Origin of the sequence: Arthrobacter sp. ERGS1:01 (genome assembly GCF_001281315.1) — a bacterium.
Classification (GTDB): domain Bacteria; phylum Actinomycetota; class Actinomycetes; order Actinomycetales; family Micrococcaceae; genus Specibacter.
The window spans coordinates 3,984,507-4,001,701 of the sequence record NZ_CP012479.1 but is presented as its reverse complement, the minus strand read 5'-3'; the positions used below and the strand labels follow the sequence as shown (position 1 = coordinate 4,001,701).

15 protein-coding genes, 2 tRNA genes and 1 pseudogene are annotated in these 17,195 nt (G+C 62.2%); 6 read left to right on the top strand and 12 right to left on the bottom strand.

Features of this window, described 5'->3' with window-relative positions; genetic code table 11:
• Positions 1-137: 137 nt before the first annotated feature.
• Entirely contained in the window at positions 138-1,097 is a 960-nt protein-coding gene (locus tag AL755_RS21975; protein WP_150117211.1) for a hypothetical protein, read from the top strand.
• Positions 1,098-1,171: 74 nt separating this feature from the next.
• Here AL755_RS21975 and AL755_RS21970 read toward each other — a convergent pair whose 3' ends face one another.
• The 12 genes and pseudogenes from AL755_RS21970 to dnaA form a co-directional block, all read right to left on the bottom strand.
• Positions 1,172-2,053 carry a DMT family transporter gene (locus AL755_RS21970; protein WP_054012832.1) on the bottom strand — a complete coding sequence of 294 codons (882 nt, stop codon included), beginning with the start codon at positions 2,051-2,053 and terminating at the stop codon, positions 1,172-1,174.
• A 102-nt stretch (positions 2,054-2,155) separates the two neighbouring features.
• Positions 2,156-2,228 (bottom strand) — tRNA-Ala (locus AL755_RS21965).
• Positions 2,229-2,254: 26 nt separating this feature from the next.
• On the bottom strand, positions 2,255-2,374 hold the full coding sequence (locus AL755_RS24225; RefSeq protein WP_237762582.1) for a DLW-39 family protein: 120 nt from the start codon (positions 2,372-2,374) through the stop codon (positions 2,255-2,257).
• A gap of 36 nt (positions 2,375-2,410) precedes the next feature.
• Positions 2,411-2,484: transfer RNA gene (locus AL755_RS21960), tRNA-Ile, on the bottom strand.
• A gap of 123 nt (positions 2,485-2,607) precedes the next feature.
• Positions 2,608-3,132, bottom strand: coding sequence for a DUF3566 domain-containing protein (locus AL755_RS21955; protein ID WP_054012831.1), 525 nt, complete (start codon positions 3,130-3,132; stop codon positions 2,608-2,610).
• Complete coding sequence (gene gyrA, locus AL755_RS21950; RefSeq protein WP_082369504.1) at positions 3,129-5,798, bottom strand: DNA gyrase subunit A; 2,670 nt, start codon at positions 5,796-5,798, stop codon at positions 3,129-3,131. The genes AL755_RS21955 and gyrA overlap by 4 nt, the downstream gene beginning before the upstream one ends.
• Before the next feature lie 75 nt (positions 5,799-5,873).
• Positions 5,874-7,949 (bottom strand): DNA topoisomerase (ATP-hydrolyzing) subunit B, encoded by a 2,076-nt coding sequence (gyrB, locus tag AL755_RS21945; protein WP_082369649.1) that lies wholly within the window; start codon positions 7,947-7,949, stop codon positions 5,874-5,876.
• A 364-nt stretch (positions 7,950-8,313) separates the two neighbouring features.
• Entirely contained in the window at positions 8,314-8,907 is a 594-nt protein-coding gene (locus tag AL755_RS21940; RefSeq protein WP_082369503.1) for a DUF721 domain-containing protein, read from the bottom strand.
• Complete coding sequence (recF, locus tag AL755_RS21935) at positions 8,897-10,093, bottom strand: DNA replication/repair protein RecF (RefSeq protein ID WP_054012829.1); 1,197 nt, start codon at positions 10,091-10,093, stop codon at positions 8,897-8,899. The genes AL755_RS21940 and recF overlap by 11 nt, the downstream gene beginning before the upstream one ends.
• Positions 10,094-10,119: 26 nt before the next feature.
• Positions 10,120-11,007: a phosphogluconate dehydrogenase (NAD(+)-dependent, decarboxylating) gene (gene gnd, locus AL755_RS21930; RefSeq protein WP_054012828.1), complete on the bottom strand. Its 888-nt coding sequence runs from the start codon at positions 11,005-11,007 to the stop codon at positions 10,120-10,122.
• Positions 11,008-11,057: 50 nt separating this feature from the next.
• A pseudogene (gene dnaN / locus AL755_RS21925) lies at positions 11,058-12,181 on the bottom strand (DNA polymerase III subunit beta).
• 466 nt (positions 12,182-12,647) lie between these two features.
• Positions 12,648-14,084: a chromosomal replication initiator protein DnaA gene (gene dnaA / locus AL755_RS21920; RefSeq protein ID WP_054012827.1), complete on the bottom strand. Its 1,437-nt coding sequence runs from the start codon at positions 14,082-14,084 to the stop codon at positions 12,648-12,650.
• Positions 14,085-14,654: 570 nt separating this feature from the next.
• Here dnaA and rpmH point away from each other — a divergent pair.
• The 5 genes from rpmH to AL755_RS21905 are packed head-to-tail and all read left to right on the top strand — an operon-like array spanning position 14,655 to position 17,178.
• Positions 14,655-14,792 carry a 50S ribosomal protein L34 gene (gene rpmH / locus AL755_RS21915; protein ID WP_011776797.1) on the top strand — a complete coding sequence of 46 codons (138 nt, stop codon included), beginning with the start codon at positions 14,655-14,657 and terminating at the stop codon, positions 14,790-14,792.
• Positions 14,793-14,847: 55 nt separating this feature from the next.
• Positions 14,848-15,291 (top strand): ribonuclease P protein component, encoded by a 444-nt coding sequence (rnpA, locus tag AL755_RS22730; protein ID WP_082369502.1) that lies wholly within the window; start codon positions 14,848-14,850, stop codon positions 15,289-15,291.
• Positions 15,292-15,301: 10 nt separating this feature from the next.
• Positions 15,302-15,667 carry a membrane protein insertion efficiency factor YidD gene (yidD, locus tag AL755_RS22725; RefSeq protein WP_237762753.1) on the top strand — a complete coding sequence of 122 codons (366 nt, stop codon included), beginning with the start codon at positions 15,302-15,304 and terminating at the stop codon, positions 15,665-15,667.
• Positions 15,668-15,685: 18 nt separating this feature from the next.
• A complete protein-coding gene (gene yidC, locus AL755_RS21910) occupies positions 15,686-16,648 on the top strand; it encodes a membrane protein insertase YidC (protein ID WP_054012826.1) in 963 nt (320 codons plus the stop codon).
• The gene (locus tag AL755_RS21905; protein WP_054012825.1) at positions 16,648-17,178 is read left to right on the top strand and encodes a Jag family protein; all 531 of its coding nucleotides are present in this window, start codon (positions 16,648-16,650) and stop codon (positions 17,176-17,178) included. Before yidC ends, AL755_RS21905 begins: the two co-directional genes overlap by 1 nt.
• Positions 17,179-17,195 lie beyond the last annotated feature (17 nt).

The window sequence follows — 17,195 nt, the reverse complement described above, 5'->3', positions numbered from 1 at the left end:
GCCATTCTGCCACGCCCGACTGGCAATTTTCCTGACAAGTCCACACATTCCGCGCGGGGCGAACTGCCAAATGATGGCAAGCGCACAGGCACAGGACGTAGGCTGAAGAAGAAGACGCAGACACCTGGAGGAGAACCGTGAAGACAGTAGACCGCTTTACCCATGGTCTGGAAGAGTCGCTGAACACCGGGGTGGACAACGCCCGCGATTGGGCAGGTCCCCGTGTGGAAAGCGCCCTGGAATGGACCACACCGCGGGTTGAAGCCGCCTGGGGCTGGGCCGCACCGCGCCTGGAAAAGGGTTTCGAGACCGCCTCGCCGAAGGTCCAGGACGGCCTGCGCAAGGCCGCCCAGTACACGGCCGACGGCGTCGCAGCCGTCACCCCAAGGATCCAGGAAGGGTTGGAGAAGCTGGCTCCGAGAATTTCCGACGCCGTCGACGAGGCCGCGCCACGCATGCACCAGGCCCTTGACCGGGCCACCCCCGCCATCCACTCCGCCAAGGACAAGGTGGTGGGCGAGTACATTCCGATGTTCTCGGAGAAGTTGGGCGACGCCGCACAGGCGGTTGGCTCAGCCCTGGACACTTCCCAGGCCGCGGACCGCGCCGACGCCGTGGCAGCCTCGGTAAAGGGAAAGCTGCAGGTGAGCAAGAAGGCGCTTGCCAAGGCCCAAAAGGACGCGGCGGAAGCCGCCAAGAAGGCAGCCACAGATCTCAAGCGCAGCCAGAAGAAGGGCCACAAGGGTTGGGTTGTGGTGGGCCTGGTCATCGCAGCCTCGGCGGCCGGCGTCGCGGTGTGGAAGGCTTCCAAACCCGTACAGGATCCCTGGAAGACTCCGGCACCGGTTCACCCGGCACCGGTAGTGTCCGCCCCGCCCGCGGAGGCCAAGGTTCCGGCCACTGTCGAAGAGGCGAAGGACGCCGCCAAGGACGCCGTCGAAACCGTCAAGGACAAGGTCGAGGACACGGCAAAGGCTGCCGCGGACACCGTCAAGGAAACTGCCAAGCACCTGCAGGAGAAGGCCGCCGACGTGGTGGAGGATGCCAAGGACGCGGTCAAGGACGCGACACCCAAGCCGAAGGCTCCCAACAAGTAGTCAACTAACAGTTGCGGGCCCACAGGCCCCGTAACAAGGCAGGCCCCGGATCACTGGATCCGGGGCCTGCCTTGTTATGTGGACTCTTTGGCCGATTTCAGGCCGCTGCGGCCCTGGTACAGGACCACCACGGCGAGGCCGGCGATGATCAGGCCAAGACCGGCATAGGTTCCGGACGGCAGCTCCTCACCGAGGAAGACGGCGGCCAGGACGGCGGCTCCGGGAATCTCCAACAGGATCATCATGGAGACAACCAATGGCGAAATGGTGGCGAGCAGGTGGTTGAAGATGGTGTGGCCCAGGATTTGCGCGGCAATCGTCACGCCAAGGATGCCCCACCACGCCTCGGCGGGGAGATTGATGAGGGGCTGGCCGAAGACCAGGCACATGGCCAGCAGGATCAGCGAGGCGATGCTGTAGCAAATACTTGTGTACAAGGTGGTGGACATGCTCTTGCGGGCCCGCGCGCCGGCCATCGTGTAGATGGCGGCCAGGGCGCCTCCGGCCAGGGCCAGGACATCGCCCAGCAGCGCCTGGGGGGAGACCCCCACGTCGAAGCCGGTAATGACCACCACGCCGCCCAGGGCGATCCCCAGGCCCAGCACGATGGGGCGTGGGGGCTTTCGGCCCCTAATCCACTGGAACAGGGCTATCCAGGCCGCCTGAAGGCATACCAGGGCCGTCGCGGCAGCAACACTGGTCAGTTTCACGCTGGTCACGAAGCAGGCAAAGTGCAGGGCCAGGGCCGTGGCCGCAATGGCCGAGTATTTAAGCTCGGCGCGTGTCAGGTTCTTCAGCCCGTCCCGGTTGCCCAACAGCACGGGGGTGCCCATGGTCAGTGCGCCGAGCGCATTGCGCCAGAAGGCGATGGTGAGGGCTGGAGCGGCGGTGGCGGCCATGATCGGCCCGGACGCCGAAACACCGAGAATGCCGACTACGGCCAGGAGCAAGATCACCGTTCAACAGTAGGTGATGCCGAAGGCCGGGCAAGAACTTTGCGGGGAAGTTCACTTAAAACAAAATCACCCCGGTCCAGAAGACCGGGGTGATTCTCACGGTGGAGGCACGGGGACTCGAACCCCGAACCCCCTGCTTGCAAAGCAGGTGCGCTACCAATTGCGCCATGCCCCCGTGAGGGTGGTTCAGTATTTCCGGAGCTATTTGACGGAATCCGTCGCCTTGCTCCAGGTTGCCTTCGCAACTTTGGATTCTTGCCACTTCTTGTTCAGCAAGACCGCGGCGCCAAGAGCTGCGACCAAGATCAGCAACTTCTTCACTCCACACCTTCCATCCCTAAGAACCGGCAGGTTCCGTGGGCGCACCAGGACTTGAACCTGGGACCTCTTCGTTATCAGCGAAGCGCTCTAACCGCCTGAGCTATGCGCCCTCATCGGCCCTCATCGGGCCGAGATAAAACTTTACCCCACACTTTCCCAAACTCACAAATCGGCGGGTCCAATCAGTTGTTGAACCCGCCAATTCGCGGAATTTTGGGCCTTTCCGGACGGTCTTAGTCGTCGGTAAGGGTCACGCCAATGCCACCCACCAGGGTGGCGGAGATGTTGTACAGCACTGCCGAGAGCATGGACAGCGCGGTCAGCAGCACCACGTTGACGACGGCGATGATGGTCGCGTAGGACGCCACCTGGCCCAGCGAGGCGTACTTCATCAGGTCGAACGCGGCACCGCCCTCGGAGCCCTGGATATCCGTCATGAGCGCGTTGACCTTGTCGAACAGGCCGATCACGTCCAGGACGCTCCACAGCACGATCGAGGCCACCACGGTGATGATGCCCAGTGCCACGGACAGCAGGAACGCCATCTTCAGTACGGACCACGGCTCAACCTTGCTCACCAGGAGGCGGGCGCGGCGCGCCTTGGCCTTGGGAGCGGGCTTGACCAGCGGCGGGCGGGCCGGGGCCGGGCGCTTCACGGCTGTTGGCGCCGACGACGTTCCCGGCCGCTGCGGCGGGCGGGCGGGTGCACTTACCCTGGGGGCGGTACCGGGCCGCGGATTCGGGTTATTCGTGCTCAATCGGTGCCTCCATTTGTAGCGTCATCGTCGTTTAACGGTACTTCATCTATCTGATTGTTTGCTCCGAGAGCAGTCTCAGCGCTGCCGTCACCGTCAATGGCAGTCTCCGTGGCGCCTTCGGCGTCCTCGGGATTTTCCGCGTCATCGTCTTGTTCGAGCCCGCGTTCGCTGTTGCGCGCCACTTCGATGATGCGGTCGTTCTTATCCGGCTTGGCGAAGATGACGCCCATGGTGTCGCGACCCTTGGCCGGCACCTCCGAGACGTTGGAGCGGACCACCTTGCCGCCGCTCATGACCACGAGTACCTCGTCGTCTTCCTTCACGATCAGGGCGCCCACCAGGTCGCCACGGTCCTCGACGAGCTTGGCCACCTTGATGCCGAGGCCGCCTCGTCCCTGCAGACGGTATTCGTCGACGGCGGTGCGCTTGGCGTAGCCGCCCTCCGTCACAACGAATACGAAGGAATCGTCGGTGACCACATCGGCGGCCAGCAGCTCATCCGTATCGCGGAACTTCATTCCGGTCACGCCCGAGGTGGCCCGGCCCATGGGGCGCAGGGCCTCGTTGGACGCCGTGAACCGGATGGACTGACCCTTGCGGGAGACCAGCAGCAGGTCGTCGGTTTCGGAGACCAGCTGCGCGGAGACGAGCTCGTCGTCGTCGCGCAGGTTGATGGCGATGACACCGGCCGAACGGTTGGTGTCGTAGTCCTCCAACCGGGTCTTCTTGACGAGCCCGCTCTTGGTGGCCAGCACCAGGTACGGGGACTGCTGGTAGTCGCGCAGGTCCATGACCTGGGCAATCTTCTCATCGGGCTGGAAGGCCATCAGGTTCGCCACGTGCTGGCCCTTGGCGTCACGGCCGGCTTCCGCCAGCTCGTAGGCCTTGGCGCGGTAGACGCGGCCCAGGTTGGTGAAGAACAGCAACCAGTGGTGGGTGGTGGTGACAAAGAAATGCTCGACGACGTCGTCCCCGCGCAGCTGGGCGCCCTTGATGCCCTTGCCGCCGCGGTGCTGTGAACGGTAGTTGTCGCTGCGGGTCCGCTTGACGTAGCCGCCGCGGGTGATCGTGACGACCATTTCCTCTTCGGGAATCAGGTCTTCCATGCTCATGTTGGGGTCGTAGCCCATCATGATTTCGGTGCGCCGGTCATCGCCGTACTTGGCCGTGATCTCGGCCAGTTCCTCGCTGACGATGCCGCGCTGGACCTCGGGATCGGCAAGGATCCGGTTGAATTCCACGATCATGGTTTCGAGCACGTCGCTGCGGTCCTGGATCTTCTGGTGTTCCAGGGCTGCCAGGCGTCGCAGCTGCATGTCGAGAATGGCCTTCGCCTGGATCTCGTCGATCTCAAGCAGGGCCATCAGGCCGTCACGGGCCTCCTCCGTGGTGGAGGAGCGGCGGATCAGCGCAATGACCTCGTCCAGGGCACCCAGGGCCTTCAGGAGGGCGCGCTGGATGTGCTGCTCCTCCTCGGCCTTGCGCAGCCGGAACCGGGTGCGGCGGACGATGACGTCCATCTGGTGGGTGACCCAGTGCCGAATGAACGCGTCCAGCGGCAGCGTGCGGGGCACGCCGTCGACGATCGCCAGCATGTTGGCGCTGAAGTTGTCCTGCAGCTGCGTGTGCTTGTAGAGGTTGTTCAGCACCACCTTGGCGACGGCGTCGCGCTTGAGCACGACGACGAGGCGCTGGCCGGTGCGTCCGGAGGTCTCATCGCGGAGGTCGGCGATGCCGGCGATCTTGCCGTCCTTGACGAGTTCGGCGATCTTGATGGCCAGGTTGTCCGGGTTGGCCTGGTAGGGCAGCTCGGTGACCACCAGGCAGGTGCGTCCCTGGATTTCCTCCACATTGACCACGGCGCGCATGGTGATGGAGCCGCGACCCGTGCGGTAGGCGTCTTCGATGCCCTTGCGGCCCAGGATCTGCGCCCCGGTGGGGAAGTCGGGTCCCTTGATGCGCTCGATCAGCGCCTCAAGCAGCTCTTCGCGGCTGACATTGGGGTTGGCCAGGTACCACTGCACACCCTCCGCGACCTCGCGGAGGTTGTGCGGCGGAATGTTGGTGGCCATACCCACGGCGATACCCGAGGAGCCGTTGACCAAAAGGTTCGGGAAACGGGCCGGCAAGATGGTTGGTTCCTGGTTCTTGCCGTCGTAGTTGTCCTGGAAGTCGACGGTTTCCTCGTCGATGTCCCGGACCATTTCCATGGCCAGCGGGGCCATTTTGGTTTCCGTGTAACGGGGGGCGGCCGCGCCGTCGTTGCCGGGGGAACCGAAATTACCCTGTCCCAGCGCCAGCGGGTAGCGCATGGTCCAGTCCTGGATCAGGCGGACCAGGGCATCGTAGATGGCCGAGTCACCGTGCGGGTGGTACTGGCCCATGACCTCACCCACCACGCGGGCGCACTTGTTGAAGGAGCGCTCGGGGCGGTAGCCGCCGTCGAACATCGCGTACAGCACGCGGCGGTGCACGGGCTTGAGCCCGTCGCGGACATCCGGCAGCGCGCGGCCAACGATGACTGCCATGGCGTAGTCGAGGTACGAACGCTGCATTTCTTCCTGCAGGTCGATCTGCTCCACGCGGTCGTGGAGCACGGCGCCTTCGATCGCGGCGTCCGCGGGCTCCATCTCATTGCCCGGATTCTCGGGTGTTTCGTCACTCATAGTCTTTTATATTCCAATCCCAATATATGTCCCGTTTGATATATGTAAGTTGCGGAAGATGATCTTCCGTTCAGCCTAGATATCGAGGAACCGGACGTCCTTGGCGTTCTGCTGGATAAAGTTTCTGCGGGATTCGACGTCCTCACCCATGAGGATGGAGAAGGTCTGATCCGCCGCGGCGGCGTCGTCCATGGTGACCTGGAGCAGGGTCCGGTGGGCCGGGTCCATGGTGGTGTCCCACAGCTCGGAGTAGTCCATCTCGCCGAGGCCCTTGTAGCGCTGGATGCCGTTGTCCTTCGGGATGCGGCGTCCTGCCGCGGCACCTGCGGCCAGGGCGGCGTCGCGCTCCTTGTCGCTGTACACGTAGTCGTGCGCGGCGTTGGACCACTTGATCCGGTACAGCGGCGGCTGGGCCAGGTACACATAACCGCTTTCAACCAGCGGGCGCATGTAACGGAATAGCAGTGTCAGCAGCAGCGTGGTGATGTGCTGGCCGTCGACGTCGGCATCGGCCATCAACACGATCTTGTGGTACCGGGCCTTGTCGACGTCGAAGTCCTCACCAATGCCGGCGCCGAACGCCGTGATCATGGCCTGGACTTCGGCGTTGCCCAGGGCCCTGTCCAGGCGGGCGCGCTCGACGTTCAGGATCTTGCCGCGAAGCGGAAGGATGGCCTGGGTCCGCGGATCGCGGCCGCGGACGGCCGAACCGCCTGCGGAGTCACCCTCCACGATGTAGATTTCGGAGATCGACGGGTCCTTGGACTGGCAGTCCTTGAGCTTTCCGGGCATTCCGCCGGATTCCAACAGGCCCTTGCGCCGCGTGTTCTCGCGCGCCTTGCGGGCGGCGAGCCGGGCCTGGGAGGCCTGGATCGACTTGCGGATCACGTCGCGGGCCGGGCCGGGGTTGCGCTCGAGCCAGTCGCCCAGGCCGTCGGTGACAACGCGCTGGACAAAGCCCTTGACCTCGGAGTTGCCGAGCTTGGTCTTCGTCTGGCCCTCGAACTGCGGTTCGGAAAGCTTCACGGAAATGACGGCGGTCAGGCCTTCACGGATGTCATCGCCCGTGAGGTTGTCGTCCTTTTCCTTGATGATGTTCTTCTCGCGGGCGTACCGGTTGATCAGCGACGTCATGGCGGCACGGAAACCCTCTTCGTGGGTACCGCCCTCATGGGTGTTGATCGTGTTCGCGTAGGTGTGCACGCTCTCGGAGTAGGCGGTGGTCCACTGCATCGCGAGTTCAACGGCCATGCTGCGCGAGGGATCCTCGGTTTCGAAGGCGATGACGTCCTCGTGGACAACGTCGACCTTCTTCGAGGAGTTCAGGTGCTTGACGTAGTCGAGCAGGCCATCGTTGTACTGGTAGATCACTTCGCGGAAACCGGAAGCGGTGTCTTCGCCCTCCGGCAAGGCGTCCAGGTCCGGGTCTTCACTGTCCGAAACGTTGACCACGCGTTCGTCGGTCAGCGTGATCTTCAGGCCCTTGTTCAGGAACGCCATCTGCTGGAATCGGGCCCGCAGGGTCTCAAAGTCGTACTCCACGGACTCGAATATGCTCGGATCGGCATAGAAGGTCTGGGTGGTTCCGGTCTCGGTGGTGGCCTCGCCCTGGACGAGTTCGGTCTGGGGCTTGCCGCCGTCGGCGAAGCTCATGCGCCAGACGTGGCCTTGGCGGCGAATCTCGGTGTCGACACGGCGGGAGAGCGCGTTAACCACGGAAATACCCACGCCGTGCAGGCCGCCGGAGACCGCGTAGCCGCCGCCGCCAAACTTGCCGCCGGCGTGCAGGATGGTCATGACGACCTCCACCGTGGGCTTGCCCTCGGTGGGGTGGATGTCGACGGGGATTCCGCGGCCGTTGTCGACGACCTTGACGCCGCCATCGGCCTGCAGGGTGATCTCGATGTGATCGCAATATCCGGCCAGGGCCTCATCGACGGAGTTGTCGACCACTTCGTATACGAGGTGGTGGAGGCCGCGCGGACCGGTGGAACCGATGTACATGCCGGGACGTTTCCGGACAGCTTCGAGACCTTCCAGGACGGTGATGTCGCTGGCGCCGTAGTGTCCGTCGTCGGGCTCACCTGCCGTCGGGGCAGCGGCCGGAACAACCTGCGGGGCTGTTTCGTCGCTGTCTTGGTCTGGATTAATCGCGTTGTCCGGCTGCTCCGGATTATTCGTAGTCACAGGCGCGTTCGACCCCTTTATTGTTCGCTCGATTGCCGACGACGGGCATTGTCACGGAGACAGCTGTCCCGTGCACCTTTTCACCCTTGGAAGGCAGATAAATACCGCTCCCGAGGTCACTACAAGGCGTGCTGTAGCGCCGCTCAGAGACGGTCCTGCTTCCGATTCTACCTTGCCGAGAGCAACAATGGCCGCTAATTGTGCCCTGAGACGCACGAAAACCGGCTCAGGACGCAATAAAGAGTCCCCGGATGAGGAGCTGTACGCCGTTGGGGGTTTCAAAGGCGCTGACGCGCTTTCATAGTCCCGGCGGGAAAATTTGCTGCGTCTATCCGTAGGTATCCCGCGGTCCCCGGCCCTTGACGCTTCGGAAGCCCTTTCGCCAGCTCGGAGCCGTGGGTCCCAGGACCAGGATCTTGGTCACCACGCCGGCGCCCAGTTCGGCGTCAAACTTGGCAAGCAGCGACGACGAAAGCAGCCGCAACTGGGTGGCCCAGCTCGTTGAGTCACACCGCACGTGCAAGGTGGTGACCTCAAAACTTTCGGGCTGGCAGTGCGCGGCGATGTCCGCCCCCACCAAGGTGTCCCACTGCGCCATGACCGAACCAACCGCCAGCGGCGAGCTCCATCCCCGGTCCGAGACAAGCCGGCTGACAACATTGCCCAACCCCAGGGGGTCCCGGCCGCCATCCTTGACGTCAAGGAACGGCTGCCGCTTCGCCTTCGGGGTGGCCTTTTCGCCGAGCCGGCTGCGCGGAATCCGCAATTCGCCGCGGCTTTTGGCGATGCCGCGCATCCTGTTCAGGGCGGCCTGGGGCGCATCGACTTCGGTCACATGGTCTTGTGCCTGCGCGGCCAGGCGGCTTTTCTTGCCGGTGGCGTCGTGCGGAACGCCACTACTGGGGGGCTGCTCAGTCGGCATGGGACACCACGGCGCCCGGAATCACCTGAAGCTGCGCCCCCACCAGTTCGGCCGGAATGTCCTCGCCCACCGCGGCCGTCACCAGGACCTGTTCGGCCGTGGCGACCATGGCTGCCAGCTTTCGCCTCCGTTGGGTGTCCAATTCGGCAAAAACGTCATCGAGGATCAGGATTGGCTGGTTTCCGGCGATGTGGTCGTCCTCCCCCAACACGTGGAAGGATGCGAGCCGCAGGGCCAGCGCCACCGACCACGATTCGCCGTGCGAAGCATACCCGCGGGCCGGTGCCGCGCCGAGCAAAAGCTCGAGTTCGTCGCGGTGCGGACCCACCAGCGACATGCCGCGTTCCAATTCCCGGGTCCGTGAGGCAGCCAGGGCCGCAACGTATTTTTCCCGGAGCTCGTCCAGGCTGCTCAGGGACAGGTCCTCCGGCTCGACGGCGGTGCCCGGCAGGCCGGCGTCGTCAAGTTCCGCGTCAAGGCTGCTGCGGTAGACCGCCCGCAGCAATTTGGAGCCGTCCGTCAATTGGGCGTAGGCCTCGGACATGTGCGGGCGCAGCCGGTTGAGCAAATCGAGCCGGGCCTCGAGCAGTTTCGCCGCTGCGTCGGCCATGTGCTGGTCCCACACATCGAGGGTCGACAAGTGGCCTTCACCGACACCGTTGCGGGAGAAATGCGCGGCTCGGGCCGATTTCAGCAAGGCATTGCGCTGCTTGAGCACCCTGTCGTACTCGGATCGCGTCGCGGCATGCTTGGGCAGCAGGACCACCAGCAGTTCATCGAGAAAACGACGCCGGCTGGACGGGTCGCCCTTGACCAGGGCAAGGTCCTCGGGGGCAAAAATCACCGTGCGGCAGATGCCCAGGACATCCCGGGCCCGAATCGGGTTGGCCCGGTTGATCCTGGCCCGGTTCGCCCGCGATGCGTTGATCTCCACTTCCACCATGACTTTTTGCTCACCACGGACCAGCTGTGCGCGGATCAATGCCCGCTCGGTGCCAAAGCGAAGCAGCGGGCCATCGGCACTGACGCGGTGCGAGGACAGGGTGGACAGGTACCCGATCGACTCCACCAGGTTGGTTTTACCCAATCCGTTGGAGCCGACCAGGACCGTCACGCCGGGTTTGAGCGCAAGGTCGATGTGCTCGTAGCTGCGAAAGTCTGTCAGGGAAAGATGTTCAAGAAACACGGGTACTGCCGGCTTTTCTTTGTGTCTTAGGAACCGGCGGGTTTGGTGGCATGTCCACCAAACTGGTGGCGCAGCGCCGACACCATTTTCATGGCTGGGGAATTGTCTTCACGCGAGGAGAAGCGGGCAAAAAGTGCGGCCGTGATGGCGGGGGCGGGCACTGCGTTGGCAATGGCCTCTTCCACGGTCCAGCGGCCCTCGCCCGAATCCTCGACGTAGTCGTCAATGGATTCCAGGCCCGGATCCTCATCCAGGGCCTTGACCATGAGGTCCAAGAGCCAGGACCGGACAACCGTGCCCTTTTGCCACGCCCGGAAAGTACCGGGCAGATCCTCGATGATGTCCTTCTTCATCAACAGCTCATAACCCTCGGCATAGGCCTGCATGAGGCCGTATTCAATGCCGTTATGGACCATTTTTGCGTAGTGCCCCGCACCGACTCCGCCCACATGGACAAAGCTGTCGGCACGGTCACCCTCGGGACGAAGTGCATCCAGAACCGGCATGGCCCGGGTGACATCCTCGACGGAGCCGCCGGCCATCAGGCCGTACCCGTTCTTCAGTCCCCAGACACCACCGGAGACGCCAACATCCATGAAGCCAATGCCCTTTTCGGCCAGCTTGGCGCCGTGCTTCTGGTCTTCGGTGAAGCGGGAATTGCCGCCGTCGATGAGTAGGTCGCCGGGCTCCATGTGGTTCGACAATTCGGTGATGACAGAGTCGGTGATGTCTCCGGAAGGGACCATGACCCAGATCAGTCGGGGTGCCGGAACTGCCGCTACGAGCCCGGCGAGGGAAGGCACATCGGTGACATCGGGGTTGCTGTCAAAACCAGTGACGTCAATCTGCGCAGCCCGCAGGCGTGCCCGCATGTTGAAGCCCATTTTTCCAAGTCCGACAAGTCCGATGTGCACGGCGTTTCTCTTTTCCGGTAGAGGTGTGGAGCTAAAACTTCAGGTGTGAACTACTGGTTGGGCAGCCTCACCGGCATGACCAGGTAGCGGTAGTCGTCACGATTGTCACCGTCGATGTCGTCCTGGGCCGTCAACATGGCCGGCTTGGGTGCGGAGGTGAAGGAGAACCTCACGTACTTGCTATCGAAAGCGCTCAAACCTTCGCTCAGGTAGTGCGGGTTGAACGCGACGGTGATTTCCTCGCCGACAAGTGCCGCCTCAAGGTTTTCCGATGCCTGCGCATCCTCGCCGGTTCCGGCGTCGAGGGTGAGCTGGCCGTCCGTGAAGATCAACCTGACAGGAGTGTTGCGTTCGGCCACGAGGGATACGCGACGTACGGCCTCGGCCAGGGCGTGGGTTTCCACTGTGGCGTAGATAGGCGTGTTGTCCGGGAACAGCGAACGGATCTTGGGGTAATCCCCATCCACGAGCAGCGAAGTGGTGCGGCGTCCGCCACTTTCAAAGCCGATAAGTTCGCTGTTTTCGGAGAGCGCGATGTTGATGTTTCCGGCGCCACCGAGGGTTTTGGCGACTTCGCTCAACGTTTTGGCCTTGACCAGGGCTCCGGTGGAGATTCCCGGGAGGTGGGGTTCCAGCGGATTTCCCGCAGGGCCAGCCGGTAACGGTCGGTGGCCAGCAAGGTGATCAGGTCACCTTCAATTTCCATCTTCACGCCGGTGAGGATGGGCAGGGTGTCGTCCTTGCTGGAGGCAATGATGACCTGGGAAACAGCCTGGGCGAAGGCTTCGCCGTCGACGGTTCCGCTCAGCTCGGGCAGGGCCGGAAGTTCCGGATAGTCGTTGACCGGCATGGTGGCCAGGTGGAAACGACTGCTGCGGCAGGTGAGGGTGACTTTCGATCCGTCGGTCTCCACCTCAACCGGTGCGGCGGGAAGGCTGCGGCAAATATCGGCCAGCAACCGTCCGGAGACCAGGATGGTGCCCTCTTCAGTGATGTCCGCAGGGATTTCCAGACGTGCGGAAATCTCATAGTCAAAGCTGGCGAGGCTCAAGGTGCCGGCTTCGGCCTTGAGCAGCAGACCTGAAAGGACAGGAACCGGGGGCCGGGGCGACAGCGAACGTGCGGCCCAACTGACTGCTTCGGTCAGAACATCCCGTTCGACTCGGAACTTCACGGAAGGGTGCCGCCTTTCATCATGCGAAAAGTGTGTGGTGCCTGGGGGTGGAATCCCTGGGCTTGTGGGCCGGGACTTCCACGAATGGAATTACATGCTTGGAGACAGCTTAGCCCTTTGAGCGGCCCAGCCGAACATTGTCATTCGGTCCAAGGGGGCCGGGGATGGGTGGAGAGGAAAATGTTGTTTGAAACGAAGAATTCTTGGGATTCGTAGTGTTAATAAGTCCTGTGGATACTGTGGATAACCCCGCTGCACCGCGGCATCGCACCGATCTGCCCTGTGCACAGTTTGTGGGGCTGGCCCGTAACGGGATGTGGAAGGCGGTGGAGAACTTTTCCCGCCAATTCAGGGATCCACAGCGGGGTGTGTAGTTATCCGCAGGGTAGGGGCGGTTGTGCACTTAACTATCCACAGGATTATCCACACCTGTTAATTCACAAAAAATTTTCGTCCGCTGCGCGGACTAGCCTTCGCGCTGCTGCTGCTTGATCTTGTTGGTCAGTTCGGTGACCTGGTTGTAGATGGCGCGTCGTTCGGCCATCAGTTCCCTGATTTTGCGGTCGGCGTGGATCACCGTGGTGTGGTCACGGCCACCAAATTCCTGCCCAATCTTTGGCAGGGACATGTCGGTAAGCTCACGGCACAGGTACATGGCAATTTGCCGGGCCGTCACCAAAGTCCGCGTACGGGATTTGCTGCAGAGCTCCTCCAGGGAGATGTTGAAGTACGCGGCGGTCTGTCCGAGGATCGCGGTCGAGGTAATTTCCTGTGCGCCGTCGTCGGTGATGAGGTCCTTCAACACCATTTCGGCAAGTCCCACATCCACCGGCTGCCGGTTCAAGCTGGCGAAGGCCGTGACCCGGATCAGTGCCCCCTCAAGTTCACGGATGTTGGTGGAGATCTTCGAGGCAATGTATTCAAGGGCGTCATCGGGCGCCGAAAGACCTTCCCCAATGGCCTTTTTGCGCAGGATCGCGATACGGGTTTCCAATTCCGGCGGCTGAACGTCGGTCAGCAGGCCCCACTCGAATCGTGAGCGCATGCGTTCCTCAAAGCCCTGCAGGCGCTTCGGCGGAAGGTCGGAGGTGATGACAACCTGCTTGTTGTGGTTGTGCAGGGCGTTGAAGGTGTGGAAGAACTCCTCCTGGGTGGCGTCCTTGTTCGCCAGGAACTGGATGTCGTCGATAAGCAGGATGTCCACGTTGCGGTAGAGCTGTTTGAAGCTGGCGCCTTCGTCGTCCCGGATGGAGTTGATGAAGTCGTTCGTGAACTCCTCGGAATTGACGTACCGAACACGGATTCCGTTGTAGAGCCGGCGTGCGTAGTGGCCAATGGCGTGCAGGAGGTGGGTTTTTCCGAGCCCGGAATCCCCGTAGATAAACAGCGGGTTGTAGGCCTTCGCCGGCGCCTCCGCCACTGCCACGGCCGCTGCGTGGGCAAAACGGTTCGAGGAACCGATCACGAAGGAGTCAAAAACGTACTTCGGGTTGAGCCGGCCAAACTCCTGCGAGGTGCTCGGCAGGGTGGGTGACGGCTTGGAAGCCTGCTCGGCAGGTTCCGGGCGTTCGATCCGCTCGGAACGAAGGGGAGCGGGCTCCGCCGCGGCTTCCTCTTCCTTGACGGGGGGTACCAGATCGGCATTGACGCTGAAGGCACAGCCGATTTCTTCGGGGAAAACCTGGCGCAGGGCATCGTTGAGGGCGGTGTTAAGTTGGGTTTGGAGGACCTCGCGGGTCAGTTCATTGGGAACAGCCACCAGCAAGGTGTTGCCGATCAGGCCCTGCGGTTGGGTCAGGACGACGAATCCGCGCTGGCGCGGGGATACCCGTTCATCTTGTTCCAGAATTCGAATGACCCGGCGCCAGGAACTTCCAACGTCATTGATCTCCTCAGTGCTCATTGACTGGTCCACCCTTACTGCCGGTGGCCCGCTCCCGGGCCGGCATCTCGTATTTGTGCGCTCACTGTGAGTGACTTCCCTTACATATGCGCCGCTCGCGGCGTCGATGGCCGGGGACGATCAACATCCGTCATCCACAGAGTTATTCACAACCAGTGGATAACTTGCTACGGGCCTAGCCTAAAGGATGAAAAGGGTAGAAGATAGCTGGGAAAACGGCTTGTGGATAAATGTCACACATGGGGCCGGAGCGGGAGGCGTTGCGCACAGTTTGTCCACGGTTTGTCCACGGGTTATCCACGGAACTGTGCACAGGCAGCCGTGGATGGGTGCCGCGAAAATATGGCACCACAGCACCCCTCCGGGAAGGGGCGGCGCCCGCCGCGGTTTGACTGTGGGGGCCAAAATGACCTAATGTTGTGAAGTCCCATGTGTCTGCTTTGCGCACCTGCGCATGCTTCCTATTACTGGAAGCGATAAGCGGGCATCCATATACTTAGCGTCGGCCTGTTCTTCCCCTTACTTAGCTTCGGGCAAGGCGCATCTTTAGATTGTCTTGGAGTAACTACCGTGAGCAAGCGGACTTTTCAGCCGAACAACCGCCGTCGTGCCAAGAAGCACGGCTTCCGCCTTCGCATGCGCACCCGCGCCGGCCGCGCCATTTTGGCCGCCCGCCGTGGCAAGGGTCGCGTCGAGCTGTCGGCCTAACCAATAACTGCTTGACGATCCGTCGAGCCTTAACAGAAGTAGCGTTGGTCGCAGGGTGCTAGCCACCAGAAACAGAATGCGGACATCCGCCAACTTCTCACATACTGTACGTTCCGGCGTCCGCAATGGACGCCGGAACTTAGTGTTATCTGTGGTGTCCACTTCCGACGACGAACCAACCCAAATTGGTTTCATCGTCGCGAAGACCGTTGGGAACGCTGTGACTCGCAACCTCGTTAAGAGGAGACTAAGAGAAATAGCGTTTGAAACGGTTCGCCGCCATCCATTCGGTATCAACGTTGTGGTCCGGGCCCTGCCCGCGTCCGCAAACGCCGCGTGGGGCGAACTGGTCAACGATTACAACAGGGCATTTTCCAAGGCAGCCTCCCGCATAGCGGAGCAGCCTGGGGAAAGTGCTCGCCAGGACGCCCCACCAACGGCAGTTGTGAAGGCCAACGTGTCGAAAGGAGATGATGTCCGTGACCCAAGCAAGGCTTGAGCGTCGCGCAATGGGCAGCCCGGCCGTCGTCGGACGCTTCATCTGGCATCTTCCCCGCAACATCTTGATAGTTGTATTGAAACTGTACCGGCGACTCATCTCACCCATTTATGGGCAGGTGTGCCGGTTTTTTCCGTCATGTTCGGCCTATGCCCTGGAGGCGGTCACCGTTCATGGGGCAGTTAAAGGCAGCTGGTATGCGGCCCGTCGCATAGTGCGGTGCCATCCTTGGAATTCCGGCGGCATCGATCCGGTGCCCGCACCGGCTCACGTCCACTGGGACGATCCCTCCAAGGTCCCCTTCATTGTCCAGCTGAACCACCCGGACGTCTTTCTTCCGGCTCAGACGGATACACAAGGCCGCCCGGCGGCTTGAGGAGAATAGAAAAGTAATATGGACTTCTTCGGGACGATTCTGGCTCCCTTCAAATGGCTCGTTTCATGGATCATGGTGCTGTTCCATGACGGGCTGACCTTCCTGGGCCTGCCGGCAGCCTCCGGTGTTACCTGGACCCTGGCGATCATCGGCCTGGTGCTGGTGATTCGTGCGGCCCTGATCCCGGTCTTCGTCAAGCAGATCAAGGCTCAGCGCGGCATGCAGGCATTGCAGCCGGACATGAAGAAGTTGCAGGCCAAGTACAAGGGCAAGACCGACCAGCTCTCCCGCCAGGCCATGGCGCAGGAACAGATGGCACTGTACAAGGAGCACGGCACCAACCCGTTCTCCGCCTGCCTGCCCATGCTGATCCAGATGCCGTTCTTCTTCTCCCTGTTCCAGGTGCTTTCCGGTGTTTCAAAGGCCAACGGCACCGGCTCCGGCATCGGCGCGATGAGCCATGACCAGGTGGCACAGTTCGACCACGCCTCCATCTTCGGAGCCCCGCTCTCCGCAGCGTTCCTGCCGCAGCTGCAGGGTGGCGATCTCAACATGGCCGTTGTGGTGCTGTCGCTGATCATGATCATTGCCATGATCGCCTCGCAGTTCATCACGCAGAAGCAGATCATGAGCAAGAACATGTCCGAAGAGGCCATGGCCGGCCCGTTCATGAAGCAGCAGAAGATGATGCTGTACGTACTGCCCCTCGTGTTCGGTATCGGTGGTGTGAACTTCCCGATCGGTGTCCTGATCTACTGGACCACCACGAACATTTGGACCATGGGCCAGCAGTTCTTCGTGATCCGCCGGATGCCCACCCCCGGATCCCCCGCCTACAAGGAGTACCAGAAGCGCCGCGAGGCCAAGGGCCTGCCGTTGCTCGGTGCCTCTAAGAAGAGCATCGTCGCGGAGATCGAAGAAGTTCCCGAGCCCAAGGTCCAGCGCGTCCAGCCTCAACGTAAGAACAGGAAGAAGAAATAATGCCTGCTGAAACCGAGATTGTCCCCGAAGAAACCGTTGCCGAAGAAGTTACAACGGGAGCAAGCCGCCTCGAAGAAGAGGGCGACATTGCCGCGGACTACCTGGAGGAACTGCTGGACATCGCCGACATCGACGGCGACATCGACATTGAAGTCCGCAACGGCCGCACCTACATCTCCATCGTTGCCGATGAGGAGACGGACTCCCTGAAGGACCTGGTGGGGAACGACGGCGAAGTCCTCGACGCCCTGCAGGAACTGACCCGCTTGAGCGTGCTCTCGGCCACCGAGAACCGTTCACGGTTGGTCCTGGATATTTCCGGTTACCGGGACCGCCGCAACGTTGAACTGGCAAAGATCGCCAAGGACGCGGCGGAGAAGATTGCCGCCGGCAGCACCTCGGTGGCATTGGAGCCCATGGGCGCCTACGAACGCAAGATCGTGCACGACGCCATTGCCGGGCTGGGCTTGGAATCAGAGTCCGAGGGCGAAGGCGCCAGCCGCCACATCGTCGTCACGCCGGCACAGTAACAACACCTAAGAGTTTG